Origin of the sequence: Mucilaginibacter panaciglaebae, assembly GCF_039539265.1 — a bacterium.
Taxonomy (GTDB): Bacteria; Bacteroidota; Bacteroidia; order Sphingobacteriales; family Sphingobacteriaceae; genus Mucilaginibacter; species Mucilaginibacter panaciglaebae.
Genome location: NZ_BAABCV010000001.1, coordinates 1 through 12,170 on the forward strand (window position 1 = coordinate 1; position 12,170 = coordinate 12,170).

General features: G+C 40.4%; 14 protein-coding genes and 2 tRNA genes. 12 read left to right on the forward strand and 4 right to left on the reverse strand.

Going from position 1 to position 12,170, the window contains the following annotated elements; translation table 11 throughout:
• Nucleotides 1–5: 5 nt before the first annotated feature.
• A complete protein-coding gene (locus ABD772_RS17530; protein ID WP_425562807.1) occupies nt 6–92 on the forward strand; it encodes an IS3 family transposase in 87 nt (28 codons plus the stop codon).
• Between the two features lie 73 nt (nt 93–165).
• On the opposite strand, the gene ABD772_RS00005 is transcribed toward ABD772_RS17530, so the two are convergent.
• Complete coding sequence (locus ABD772_RS00005; protein WP_345100040.1) at nt 166–2,097, reverse strand: TlpA family protein disulfide reductase; 1,932 nt, start codon at nt 2,095–2,097, stop codon at nt 166–168.
• Nucleotides 2,098–2,217: 120 nt separating this feature from the next.
• Between ABD772_RS00005 and ABD772_RS00010 the strand changes: the two genes are divergently transcribed.
• Complete coding sequence (locus ABD772_RS00010; RefSeq protein ID WP_345100042.1) at nt 2,218–3,444, forward strand: TCR/Tet family MFS transporter; 1,227 nt, start codon at nt 2,218–2,220, stop codon at nt 3,442–3,444.
• A 47-nt stretch (nt 3,445–3,491) separates the two neighbouring features.
• Entirely contained in the window at nt 3,492–4,799 is a 1,308-nt protein-coding gene (locus ABD772_RS00015) for an MFS transporter (protein WP_345100044.1), read from the forward strand.
• On the opposite strand, the gene ABD772_RS00020 is transcribed toward ABD772_RS00015, so the two are convergent.
• On the reverse strand, nt 4,773–5,366 hold the full coding sequence (locus ABD772_RS00020) for a DUF502 domain-containing protein (protein ID WP_345100046.1): 594 nt from the start codon (nt 5,364–5,366) through the stop codon (nt 4,773–4,775). The genes ABD772_RS00015 and ABD772_RS00020 overlap by 27 nt on opposite strands.
• Before the next feature lie 15 nt (nt 5,367–5,381).
• Nucleotides 5,382–7,844: a bifunctional UDP-N-acetylmuramoyl-tripeptide:D-alanyl-D-alanine ligase/alanine racemase gene (locus ABD772_RS00025; protein ID WP_345100048.1), complete on the reverse strand. Its 2,463-nt coding sequence runs from the start codon at nt 7,842–7,844 to the stop codon at nt 5,382–5,384.
• 59 nt (nt 7,845–7,903) lie between these two features.
• On the opposite strand from ABD772_RS00025, the gene ABD772_RS00030 reads away from it, so the two are divergent.
• From ABD772_RS00030 to ABD772_RS00040, 3 genes are all read left to right on the forward strand, one after another.
• Nucleotides 7,904–8,386, forward strand: coding sequence for a regulatory protein RecX (locus ABD772_RS00030; protein ID WP_345100050.1), 483 nt, complete (start codon nt 7,904–7,906; stop codon nt 8,384–8,386).
• 105 nt (nt 8,387–8,491) lie between these two features.
• Nucleotides 8,492–8,564 (forward strand) — tRNA-Gly (locus tag ABD772_RS00035).
• 49 nt (nt 8,565–8,613) lie between these two features.
• A tRNA-Leu gene (locus tag ABD772_RS00040) sits at nt 8,614–8,698 on the forward strand.
• A gap of 277 nt (nt 8,699–8,975) precedes the next feature.
• Here the strand turns inward: ABD772_RS00040 and ABD772_RS00045 are convergent.
• Entirely contained in the window at nt 8,976–9,137 is a 162-nt protein-coding gene (locus ABD772_RS00045) for a hypothetical protein (RefSeq protein WP_345100052.1), read from the reverse strand.
• 70 nt (nt 9,138–9,207) lie between these two features.
• Here ABD772_RS00045 and ABD772_RS00050 point away from each other — a divergent pair, with 70 nt between their 5' ends.
• The 6 genes from ABD772_RS00050 (at nt 9,208) to ABD772_RS00075 (ending at nt 12,018) form a co-directional block, all read left to right on the forward strand.
• Nucleotides 9,208–9,516 (forward strand): DUF5343 domain-containing protein, encoded by a 309-nt coding sequence (locus ABD772_RS00050; RefSeq protein ID WP_345100055.1) that lies wholly within the window; start codon nt 9,208–9,210, stop codon nt 9,514–9,516.
• Entirely contained in the window at nt 9,494–9,820 is a 327-nt protein-coding gene (locus ABD772_RS00055) for a hypothetical protein (protein ID WP_345100057.1), read from the forward strand. The genes ABD772_RS00050 and ABD772_RS00055 overlap by 23 nt, the downstream gene beginning before the upstream one ends.
• A 2-nt stretch (nt 9,821–9,822) precedes the next feature.
• Entirely contained in the window at nt 9,823–10,398 is a 576-nt protein-coding gene (locus ABD772_RS00060; RefSeq protein WP_345100059.1) for a Swt1 family HEPN domain-containing protein, read from the forward strand.
• Nucleotides 10,398–10,652, forward strand: a complete 255-nt coding sequence (locus ABD772_RS00065) for a hypothetical protein (protein WP_345100061.1) — start codon at nt 10,398–10,400, stop codon at nt 10,650–10,652. Before ABD772_RS00060 ends, ABD772_RS00065 begins: the two co-directional genes overlap by 1 nt.
• Nucleotides 10,653–10,666: 14 nt before the next feature.
• A complete protein-coding gene (locus ABD772_RS00070; RefSeq protein WP_345100063.1) occupies nt 10,667–10,975 on the forward strand; it encodes a hypothetical protein in 309 nt (102 codons plus the stop codon).
• Nucleotides 10,976–11,250: 275 nt separating this feature from the next.
• Nucleotides 11,251–12,018, forward strand: a complete 768-nt coding sequence (locus ABD772_RS00075; protein WP_345100065.1) for a DUF6882 domain-containing protein — start codon at nt 11,251–11,253, stop codon at nt 12,016–12,018.
• The last annotated feature ends 152 nt before the right edge of the window (nt 12,019–12,170 follow it).

Below are 12,170 nucleotides of genomic sequence, written 5' to 3' on the forward strand. Positions count from 1 at the left end.
AATACATTCATTACTACAACAATAAGAGAATAAAAAACAGGTTAAATGGAAAGAGCCCGGTGGAATACCGAGCTCTCGTACAAAAAACTTAATTTTGTAATCTGTCCAACTTTTTGGGGTCACACCAACATTCGTGCCTGCCTTTTTTGTTTTCATAGCATTATATTATTTCGACTTCTCTTTTGTATTGGGTTTAGCGGCTGCTTCCTCATTACCGGCATTTGCGGTAAGCTCGAGCATATTGCTAACTTCGTCTGCAACTTTATCTGAGCTACCCGAATAACCCACGTATTTAAAACGGATATGGCCATTTTTGTCGATCACAAACTTTGTAGGAATGCCGGTTACACCATAAGCACTTACAACTTTGGCTTGCCGACCCGTTTCTAACTTATCATCTATCAAAACGTGAAAAGTGTACTTATTGTCGGTGATAAAGTTTCTCACTCCGGTTACATAATCGGCGGCTGTTTCCCAGGTATCCACAAATAAAAATTCAACGTTAGGGTCGCTCTTGTATTTATTTACCGCCATTTGCATCCCCGGAAACGACGCCTTGCATGGGCCGCACCATGTCGCCCAAAAATCAACCACCACGGTTTTACCTTTTAAACTTGCCAATGAAACTTTTTTGCCATCCAGATCCGTTAATGTAAAATCAGGAGCAGGTTCATCAATCATTGATGCAGTCAATTTTGCCAAAGCCTCATCTTTCGCGGTTTGCAATAAGTCAGCTATATACTTTTCATAACCACTTTCGCCGTTTTTAGCAATGTAGTTCTTTTTAAGTTTTTCTTTAATGATATCTGTTGCTCTTCCCAATTTGATGCTTTCTTCGGCGTGCTTAATTACATCGTCAGTTTTACCCAGGGCATCTAAAATCAGAATGTAACCTCCGCTGTTATGAAAACCACCGGCCCATGCTAATTCCTCATATTTCAAAGCCTCTTCAGGTTTGTTTTGCTGGAACAAAATACTGGCATAAGTGTCTGCAAAGCTTGCATAATAGTATTTATTATTCCGCTGCACCTGGGACGGAGCACTGAATGCTATCACCTGTGGTTTCTCAATCAAGGGTTTGGTCATATCAAGCGCCTGTTTACACAATTGCTCAGCATCAGCCAAACGTTCTCCTTTTCTGGCCATAGTCAATGCTTCTGTAGCTAAAGGAATAATCAGATCCTGTTTACTTTTCAACGTTGCTTCGACCCTCCGGAAGTCAACCAAATTTCCGGCACGTAAATATGCTTCGGCCACCTGCGTTTTTAAACGCTCATCATTTTCTTCATCGTCCGATGGATATTTTGTTTTATAAGCTTTGTAAAGCTCCTCCTTCCCTATAGGATCCTTTTCTTTTAAAATGGTATTTGTAAGCATGTTTTTATTGCCAATACCATTTGGAAATTTATTTTTTATATTAGCATATATTGCTTCAGCTTCTGTTGTTTTCTTTTGGGAAGCCAATATGTTAGCCGCTAACAACAAATCCTTTTCATCATTACTCTTTTTTAGATTTTCGATTTTTCCGGCCGCTAATCCCATGTCTTCCATACTGAGGGTTAAGTAGTAATAATAGGGATCTTGATAAACTTTTTCTAATTCAGGATGCAGTTCAAACTCTTTTTTATATAAGGAGAGAGCCCTTACCATATTCAGTTTCATAGCGCCTAAATTTTTGCCGGTACCGGCATTAGCAAATCCTTCCATTGCATAAGCACCAGGAACTGGTTGTTTACCATCAAATACCTGATACAGGTAACCATTGTCATCATTATTATCTGTCTTGCCGTCTGCAATAACCCTTAGCGCAAAAGCTTTGGCATTAGCTGGTATGGTAAATTCTCCTTTAAACATCTTGCCAGAAGGCGCCAACGCTATATCGGCTACCGGATAGGCCTTATTATCAAAAAAGTACACTATCGCTGCCAGATCCTTTTTACCACCGACGGGTGCTCCAACCGAATCGTAGGTCAACGTAATCTTCTTCCCAACCTCCGGATAATCGGTTGAAAGCTTTAAATGTGAGGGCGGTTGTGCCATTGCATGCTGCATGCAAAACAAACCTGTTGCGATAAGGAATAAACTTGATTTTTTCATAGGTTTTAAGCGATAAGGAGTTTATAAACACCAATTTACAAATAATACCTTATAATATTATCCAAACATTTAATAATTATTTAATCAATATTTCGCTGTAGTTTTATTTATTTTGCAAAAATGGACCAACCTGTAAAATCAAAAAAGCAAGCCGCTCTGGGCTTTATATTTATTACCTTACTAATTGATGTAACCGGACTGGGAATAATTATTCCGGTTTTGCCTAAACTGATTGAGACTCTGATCCATGGTAATTTAAGTGACGCATCGCGTTATGCCGGCCTGCTCACGCTGGCTTATGCCGCAATGCAATTTTTATTTGCGCCGGTATTAGGAAACCTGAGCGACAAATATGGCCGTCGCCCGGTTTTACTGGGCTCACTATTAGGATTTGGCATTGATTATCTTTTCCTCGCATTTGCTCCCAGCATTGGCTGGCTGTTTCTTGGCAGGGCCATTGCAGGTATAACCGGCGCAAGCTTTACTACAGCGTCTGCTTATATTGCCGATGTAAGTACACCCGAAAAACGGGCACAAAACTTCGGGATGATCGGCGTTGCTTTTGGCCTGGGTTTCATTATAGGCCCTGTTATAGGTGGGATTTTGGGTAAATACAGTACACAGCTGCCGTTTTTAGCAGCCGCAGGCTTAGCTTTATTAAATGCGCTGTATGGCTTCTTTGTCTTACCAGAATCTTTAGACAAAGAACACCGGCGCCCATTTGAATTAAGGCGCGCTAATCCGTTAGGATCATTAATGCAATTAAATAAATACCCGGCTGTGTTGGGTTTAGCGGCATCGTTGTTTTTAGTTTACTTTGCTGCCCAGGCTGTACAAAGCGTCTGGACATTTTATACCATGACCAAATTTGGCTGGAACGAAACGTGGGTGGGTTATTCATTAGGGTTTGTTGGCTTTACAATTGCCGCCGTTCAGGGCGGTTTAATCCGCATAGCTATACCTAAATTGGGTCAGGAACGCAGCATCTGGCTAGGCTTGTTATTTTATGCTATAGGCTTATTATTGTTTGCCTTTGCTACTAAAGGCTGGATGATGTTTGCTTTTATGATACCTTACGCCTTAGGCGGTATTGCCGGACCTGCATTACAAGGCGTCATGACAGAGCAGGTGCCCCGAAATGAACAAGGCGAGTTGCAAGGCGCGTTAACAAGCTTGGCCAGCCTGAGCGCTATATTCGGCCCATGGGTAATGACCTACCTTTTCTATAAATTCACCAAAAGTAACGCACCGGTTTACCTGCCGGGGGCGCCGTTTATTTTAGGCTCATTATTAATGTTGTTGAGCGTGTTGTTAGCCGTCAGAAGCTTTAAGAGAAACACAAATTAATTTTATTGGTTATACAAACTGCTAATCTCAACTACTAAAATATCTATATGGCCGACGAGCTATCACCTATAAATCGACTTACCAGACAGGTAACCAAAAAAAAGCGCTCGGCTGCTTTGGGCTTTATTTTTATCACCATATTTATCGATGTACTTGGCTTAGGCATCATTATACCTGTAATGCCCAAACTTTTACAAACATTAGGGCATTTTGATCTGAGCACTGCTTCAAAATACAATGGCTGGCTTACTTTGATTTATGCGTCTATGCAATTGGTTTTTGCATCTATAATGGGCAGCTTGAGCGACAGGTATGGACGAAGGCCGGTATTACTCATATCTTTATTTGGCTTCAGTATTGATTATATGTTTATGGCCTTTGCCCCATCAATAGCCTGGCTGTTTGTGGGGCGGTTTATTGCTGGCGTAACCGGTGCCAGTACGGCTACAGCAACTGCTTATATTGCCGATATCAGCACCGGACATAAACGTGATGCTAATTTTGGCCTGGTTGGTGCAGCCTCGGGCATCGGATTGATTTTAGGTGTAGGCCTTGGCGGTTATTTAGGAGAATTGAATATAAAGTTTCCTTTTATGGCAGCAGCCGGTTTCGCTGCATTCAATGGATTTTACGGTTTGTTTGTGTTACCAGAATCGCTCAAACCTCAGCACAGGCGCAGGTTCGATTGGAAAAGAGCCAATCCGTTGGGATCATTAATCAGGGTGTTTACCAAACACGTAGGCTTGGCCGGCCTTATAGGCGCTATACTGCTGGTTTACACTGGCCAAAAAGCCGTTGAATATATGCTGTCGTTCTTTTTATATGAAAAGTTCAATTGGTCAATGCACAGCGTAAGTTTACTGGCGCTGTTTATAGGCGTACTGTTGTTTTCTATACAAGCCGGCTTGATACGCTATACTATTCCAAAGTATGGTCAGCAAAAAAATATAGTAGGCGGCATTATATTTTATGCTATAGGTTTGACGCTGATAGCATTTACCACTCAGGGATGGATGGTATACTTATTTATGATACCTTATTGTCTGGGTGGTATTTCGGGCCCGGCATTACAGGGGTTTGCAACCAATAAAGTAGCCAAGAACGAGCAAGGCGAATTGCAGGGCGCCATTACTATCATTAACAGTATCAGCGTAATAGTGGGGCCGGCAGTGTTTAGCTTTTTGTTCTCGCATTATACCGACAAACAAACGGGTATATACTTTCCCGGCGCGCCCTTTTTATTGGCAGCTATATTAATGATCATCAGTACTTTCCTGGCGATCAGGAGCTTTAACAGCAAGGTTAAAAAGGTGAAAACCAAAGCCACATCAGTCAAGCCCACTCACACCACCTGATATCACGAACTTCATCATATCGGCCGCGTTTTTATTAATGTGTTTCACCTTGTCTGACGATACAATAACCACCTGGCCGGCAAATGAATACGAGTAAGGAAAATAAACGGCAACCTCGCCGGGCAAGCCCAGTTTAGTCAAGTCTTTCTGTACCAGAAAACCTATTTTTTTCAGTCCAAATTCATTTACTTCAACAATTACTGCTTCGCTGAATTTCTTTTCATCACCCACAAAGGCTTCTGTCAGATCTTTTATGGATGAATACAGGAAGTTAAAGAAGGGTAAGCGGTTAAGCCAGCGCTTCGTCCATAACTTTATCGGGTCGGTAATAACATTGGTAACCAATATACCTGCCAGCATGATAATCACCAGGACATTCAGTATACCCAGGCCGGGAATGTGCATGGGTTTGCCGTGGCTGTCTCTCCATAAAACGTCGCTTAAGTTCAGTGCACTGTCGACACTTGAAACCGCCCAGAATATCAAAAACGCCGCCGCGCCAATAGGCACCACGACGATCAATCCTTTAAAAAAATAATTTAACAGGGCGCGGGCTAATTTCTTCATTTTGAACAGCTAATTCTATTCGTAAAAATACACTCTTTTTACACGCTGAGAAATATTAGTTAAAATCTCGTACGGAATTGTGCCAATCTGGGTTGCTAAATCTTCAATACGGTGCTGCTCATTAAATACAATAACCTCGTCGCCTTCTTTAGCGTCAACTTCGGTTACGTCAATCATACACATGTCCATAGCTATGTTTCCTACAGTTGGTGTTACTATTCCATTAACGTACATCTTGCCTACCCCATTTCCAAAGGCCCGCAGATAGCCATCGGCATAACCGATGCGCACGGTAGCTATCCGGCCATCGCGTTGCATAACACCTTTGCGGCCGTAGCCAACTGTATCGCCCGCTACAACTTTTTTAACTTGTGATATGCTGGTTTTTAAAGTAGTTATGGGTTGCAATGCAGCGTTATCAGCCGGTATGGCAGCGTCAATTCCGTATAAACCAATCCCTAACCTAACCATATCAAACTGCGCCGAAGACCATCGTGTTATCCCCGACGTATTTAAAATATGTTTAATAACATTATAACCCAGACATTCTTCCAATTGAGCTGTTGCTGTTTTAAATTTATCAATCTGACCGTGCGTAAATTCATCATGCTCGGCGGCTTCGCTGGCTGCCAGATGCGAGTAAATAGATACTATACGCAGAAACTTATTTTCTTCAAGCAGATCGCAAAGCATTTCTACCTCCAGTGGTTCAAAACCCAGGCGGCGCATACCGGTATCAATCTTCAGATGCACCGGATAGTTTACAATGTCGTTACGCTGCACGTATTTGATAAAATCGTCAAACAAGCCAAAGCTGTATAGTACCGGCTCCAACTTATATTCAACCAGTTTATCAAAAGCCGACTGTTCGGCATTTAAAACCATGATCGGCATGCTGATGCCCGCCTGCCGCAGGCCAATACCCTCATCTGTATAAGCCACAGCCAGATAATCAACCTTATTATATTGCAGCATGTTGGCCAGCTCGAAAGTGCCGCTGCCATAACTAAATGCCTTAACCATGGCCATCAGCTTCACGCCCGGCCTCAGTTGAGATTTATAGTAGTTTAGGTTGTTGAGCATGGCGTTAAGGTTGATCTCCATTACCGTTTCATGCGTCTTCTGCACCAGGGCACGGCTTACCCGCTCAAACTCAAAACTGCGCGAGCCTTTAATCAAAACCGTTTCACTTTTAAAGCCAACGGTGAGCAGGTTGTTCAATAGCTCTGTCGTGTCAGTATAAAAGTATTTTTCAGGGATATCAAAGTAGTCCCGGTGGCTTAGCAATGCTTCGCCTACTCCAATAAACTTATCTACTTTTTTAGACTTGATAAGATCAGCCACCTGTTTATACAAAGCATCCTCCTGCAAACCCGACTGGTAGATATCCGATAAGATCAAAGTTTTCTTTTTATGCTGATTCTGCTGGTTCAGGAAATCAAGCGCTATTTCGAGCGAATGGAAATCTGAGTTATAAGTATCATCAATTACAGAACAATCATTAACACCTGTTTTCAATTCCAGGCGCATACTTACCGGGCTAAGGCGTTCCAGACGCTTATCGGTCTCTTCGGGCGAGTAACCAATGGCCAGCAAAGTCGCCCAGCAAATAATAGCATTTTCAACCGATGCCTGATCAAGGAATGGAATCAGGCATTCAATTTCGTGCCCTTTATATTGTGCACGCAGGTAGTAATTCTTCTTGATGATGGTCTCGCTAAAGACAAACAGATCTGCCTGTTTAAAATTGCGGCTCCAGGTAAAGCAGGTGGTTGCAGGGATATCATTTTGATAATCAACCAACTGATCATAATTGTGGATCAGCAGCGAGCAGCGTCTAAATAATTTCAACTTCTCCAACACTTTATCCCGGGTAGTTTCAAAGCCTTCGTCGTGCGCGGTGCCTAAGTGGGTTAATACCCCTATGCCCGGCTTGATGATCGCCTCCAGCTTTTCCATTTCGCCAGGCAGCGATATACCAGCTTCAAATATCCCCAGATCACTTTTCTCGTTGATCTGCCAAACCGACAGCGGCACCCCGATCTGCGAATTATAGCTTTTAGGATTACGTACAATATTGTTATCGGCCGCCATTAACTGATACAGCCACTCTTTGACAATGGTTTTGCCATTGCTGCCCGTAATACCAATCACCTGCAAATTAAAACGCTCGCGATGATGGCGTGTCAGTGTTTGCAATGCTGTTAATACATCATAAACAATCAGAAAGTTAGCACCCGGTAATTTGATCTCGGGCCCCTCCTTTACTACAAAGTTGCGCACGCCGGCGGCGAAGGCTTCGGCAATGAATTCGTGGCCGTTACGCCGGCCGCTCAGGGCAAAAAAAAGTCCCTCTGCGCCGGTATTGATCTTGCGGCTGTCGGTCAGCAACACGCTGATGATATCGTCGTTAATGATCTCTCCTTCGGCACCTATGATCTGCTTAACCTCGGTAATTGAATATTGATTACTTAGCATGGGCACTAAATTGCTTATATTTCTGCCAATAGAAGAATTTTTAACAACTTTGGTTTGATATGGATGTCGCCAAAAAGAAAAAAATAACCGACCTGAAAGAGGCCCTTGCCAAAGCCGAACACTACTGCGCCTACCAGGAGCGTGCCCAACAGGAAGTGAGGGATAAGTTGTACGAATGGGGCTTATGGCCCGATGCCGTGGAGTCGACAATTTCTGAACTCATAGCTGGCGGATTTTTAAATGAAGAACGCTTTGCCAAAGCCTACGCCACAGGCAAATTCAGACAAAAAGGTTGGGGCAAGATCAAGATCAAACAAGGCCTTAAACTAAAACGCGTGCCCGATGTACTGGTCAAAAAGGCATTGCTGCTGATAGATGCCGATGCTTACATCAATATGCTAAGCAATATCATAGCTAAAAAAGCCAAAACTATCGTCGAAAAAGATGTCTACAAACGCCGCTATAAATTACAGCAATACGCGTTGAGCCGCGGTTACGAAAGCGACATCATCTTAGATGTTTTGAAAGACAGCGAGTTATAAAAATATTAAAAAAATTATTGCATAGCGTTGATTTCTGTCTATATTTGCACTCCGCAACGCAAAAGCAGCAATGCCCAAAGCCCATACGGAAGCAAATACACCAACGCGAAAGTAGCTCAGTTGGTAGAGCACGACCTTGCCAAGGTCGGGGTCGCGAGTTCGAATCTCGTCTTTCGCTCAAAACCCTTTCTCAATAGGAAGGGTTTTATTTTAAAAGGTAGACACCTGCTCAGATGGTGGAACTGGTAGACACGCAGGACTTAAAATCCTGTTCCCGTTAAAGGAGTGCGGGTTCGATTCCCGCTCTGAGTACTTAGACAGAAATGCAAGTTTGTAATAGTTTAACTATCAACAACTTGCATTTCTTGTTTTCACTAACCTTAATTACCTACTCTAATAGCTCGGTTATTATTGAAATAGCAAGCTGCTAATTATCAAATACTTACAATACTAAAAGTGTTTGATTCCCTTTCTCTCCTTTGTTGTTGGTCGAACACAGGCAACTTTTTGATCATCAATAATTTACGTCAGTAAACTTTTTATTAATCCCGTGCACTGTAATATTGGGAGTATTGAACACCTTAACTAACTATAAACCAATCTCTTTCTTGATTATCTTAACAACTATCTCTACAACTTTATTTAATAACACCTCCTCGCTACCCGCATAAATATTTCTATCTATATCTACAGCTTTCTTTTTCATGGTCCGATCTGCTATTCTTTTGGCTTTACGTTTTATTGTTCTCATAGTATTATAAATATGGTTTTCAAATGTTTAGATAAAAATGTTTAAACTTGTTTATTAAAGCCTACACAAGATGACTGATACTTATCCATACATGGTTTCTAATAATAAATTGGGACCCATTTTTGAAAAAATCAAAACCGCAGCGCGGCCATCCAAATTCACTAATGAATTCTTGAAAACTATTGGTTTTACCAGCAGTAATGATAGAGCTGTTATCCCATTACTAAGGAGGCTTGGATTTATTACTGATGATGGCACCCCAACTGCGGCGTACGACAAATTAAAAGACAGTACTCAGCATAAACACATCATCGGTGAAAGAATGAGGGATCTTTATTCCGATTTATATACAGTAGATGAATATTCACGCCGCTTCTGACGATGAAATAAAAGGGGCAATCTCCAGGATTACTGGGAAAGACGCGAAGCTTGTAAATTATTATTTTGCAACATTTAAAGTATTAGCTTCATTAGCTAAATTCGATGGCACTCCTACTTCAAAAAAAGAAAAAGAGAAACAAGAGAAACCACCAGAGCAACAAGGCGGTGGAAATAGTGATGAAGATAAGAGAAAGGTTAAATCTGATTTTCATTATAACATACAAATTCACTTACCTGCGACCACCGATATTTCAGTTTATAATGCAATTTTCAAAAGCTTGAAAGATAATTTGATTATATAAGCATGGATAGTATTGTAAAATTAAAGCAATTCGTGTTTAATGGCATCCTAACTGAAGACAGTTTATCGACACTTGAAAAAGAAGGGATTTCGATAAGACAGGGCAGTAACATTCAACCAATAGCAAGAATTGAAGAAACTGATTTTAGCCCTCGAATAATTCACAGTGCAAGTAGAATGGCATCTATTTATATTGTGTTTTTCTGTCTCGAAAATGCAGTAAGGGAACTGATTTCAGCTCGACTTTCCGAAAGAAAAGGCATTGACTGGTGGAAGAGTGTTCCAGAGAAGATAAGAAAGAATGTGGACGGTTTAATTAAAGAAGAGGAAAAATATAGATATCACGCACAACGCTCGACTTCAAATATAGGATACACCATGTTTGGTAATTTAGGCCAAATCATTATCGCAAATTGGGAGGACTTTTCCGACTTAATCCCTAATCAACAATGGCTAACATCGAGATTTGAAGACCTCGAAAAATCGCGAAACATTATTATGCATACTGGACTCCTTCCAGAAATTGAAATAGAAAGAATTGAAAGTATTACCAGGGATTGGCTGAGACAAGTAGGATAATGACAGACGAAGAAAAACTAAAAATAATCGGAGAAAGGTATGAGGAGGTTATGTCTTTCAGACAGGAACTAACCAAAGAAACGGATAGAGGTTGTGCTTTAATGGCAGGATCGTTCTTGGAATTTGAATTACAAAAATTAATAGCTTCAAAACTTGTTGGAACAAGCAAAGTTATAAATGAACTTTTTGATTTTAATGGCCCTTTAGGTACATTTTCATCAAGAATAAAAATGTCGTATAGTTTAGGTTTATAAGTAAAGAAACCAAAATGGACTTAGATATTATTAGGAAAATACGAAATGAATTTGGTCACAAATATGAATCAATAACGTTTGAATCTCCATCTATAAAATCATTAATAAACAATTTGAAACAGCATGCGTATGTGGCAGCTTCTGTAAGAACAAGAGCACTCTTCACAAGTTCTGTTTTGGGTATACTTGGTCAAATAAATGGTGCTAACCACTTAATTCCTAAATTCAAAGAATTCATGCACAACCCAGTACCTGAAAATTACAAACAAAAAATTCATGAGTTAGTAAAAAGTATAACAGATGAATTAACATCTAAAAAGTAAGCGAGTAGGTGTTTAAGTAATTCACCATATTAATTTCTTTGAACACTTTACAAAGAGAAAATTATAACAATTATCCACTTTTATCCTCCGAATTTTTATCAGCATATTTCTGTAAAATCCGCTCTACAATCACTAAAAGCCATAAATGTGTTCAATTAATTTTCCAGTCTCGGTACAAAATCAATGACCGTAAGTTGAACGCATGTTTGGCTTACGGTTTTTTTGTTATGAAAATATTAAGTTTATTTGAATAAGTAAAACAATATCAAATTGTGATGTCTGTGTCAGAGCAAAATTTTGAAGACTATAAAAGTCAATGCGTAACAGACCTTATGTCGTTGCAACCAGAATTTATTAAACTGTATGATATTAACAGTTATGAAAATTGGTTCTATGATCATGGTACAGGTGCTTTTCATTTCAAATCTGATGATGGCAAAAATCTTTATTTTAAATATGTCGATGTTGGGTCATTTTCGACAAAAACCAACACCTGGAACTGGTCGTGGGATAATGACACTACACCAAAACACGTTAGCAACGCCCTTGAAAAAGTAAAGGCCTTCGGTACAGCTAACAATTTTGAACAGCTGACAAAAGGGTTATTCGAAGGCGATGAATATACGGGCTGGGAAATGACAGCAATTTCGGCAAAATTGCTAAATACGATTGGCGCGTACAGTATTCCGCAGGAACATCTTACTATCTATTTCATTTTCACCAATGAGCTAACTCAGGAAGAATATGAGAAGTTGAAAGTGAAATATGCTAATTGCGATAGACATATTTCCGACAGGGTAGCTTTTGTGTGTCAACATTTAATCAATAGTACCTCCATCGGTTTTCATGAGGCTTTTGATTCTGACCCAGCGATTGAACAAGACGACGAGCATCAGGCTTGGTGCAATGAATGTGAAAAAATAAGGCTTAAGGAAGATGGATGGGCGGATAAAGCAATGGCATTTGCAAACATAAAAGTCGTTTGTAATCAATGTTATTTTGAGATTAAAGAACGAAACCAGACAGGTGAAAACATCTCGTAAAATGTTTATAAAATTTGCACGTCGCCCTCAAAAAACCCCGTCTCTATTCAACTAAACCAACATAATTCTTAGGTCATCAATAAAATGTTCCGATATCTGTACATCTTCGAGTACTTGAAAACAAATCGACACGAAGCCTGATATGAAAATAT

Excerpts from the sequence above, each read along its gene's own strand:
- ABD772_RS00005 (WP_345100040.1), bottom strand. The coding sequence starts at position 2,097 with ATGAAAAAATCAAGTTTATTCCTTATCGCAACAGGTTTGTTTTGCATG.
- ABD772_RS00010 (WP_345100042.1), top strand. The coding sequence starts at position 2,218 with ATGGACCAACCTGTAAAATCAAAAAAGCAAGCCGCTCTGGGCTTTATA.
- ABD772_RS00015 (WP_345100044.1), top strand. The coding sequence starts at position 3,492 with ATGGCCGACGAGCTATCACCTATAAATCGACTTACCAGACAGGTAACC.
- ABD772_RS00020 (WP_345100046.1), bottom strand. The coding sequence starts at position 5,366 with ATGAAGAAATTAGCCCGCGCCCTGTTAAATTATTTTTTTAAAGGATTG.
- ABD772_RS00025 (WP_345100048.1), bottom strand. The coding sequence starts at position 7,844 with ATGCTAAGTAATCAATATTCAATTACCGAGGTTAAGCAGATCATAGGT.
- ABD772_RS00030 (WP_345100050.1), top strand. The coding sequence starts at position 7,904 with ATGGATGTCGCCAAAAAGAAAAAAATAACCGACCTGAAAGAGGCCCTT.
- ABD772_RS00045 (WP_345100052.1), bottom strand. The coding sequence starts at position 9,137 with ATGAGAACAATAAAACGTAAAGCCAAAAGAATAGCAGATCGGACCATG.
- ABD772_RS00050 (WP_345100055.1), top strand. The coding sequence starts at position 9,208 with ATGACTGATACTTATCCATACATGGTTTCTAATAATAAATTGGGACCC.
- ABD772_RS00055 (WP_345100057.1), top strand. The coding sequence starts at position 9,494 with ATGAATATTCACGCCGCTTCTGACGATGAAATAAAAGGGGCAATCTCC.
- ABD772_RS00060 (WP_345100059.1), top strand. The coding sequence starts at position 9,823 with ATGGATAGTATTGTAAAATTAAAGCAATTCGTGTTTAATGGCATCCTA.
- ABD772_RS00065 (WP_345100061.1), top strand. The coding sequence starts at position 10,398 with ATGACAGACGAAGAAAAACTAAAAATAATCGGAGAAAGGTATGAGGAG.
- ABD772_RS00070 (WP_345100063.1), top strand. The coding sequence starts at position 10,667 with ATGGACTTAGATATTATTAGGAAAATACGAAATGAATTTGGTCACAAA.
- ABD772_RS00075 (WP_345100065.1), top strand. The coding sequence starts at position 11,251 with ATGTCTGTGTCAGAGCAAAATTTTGAAGACTATAAAAGTCAATGCGTA.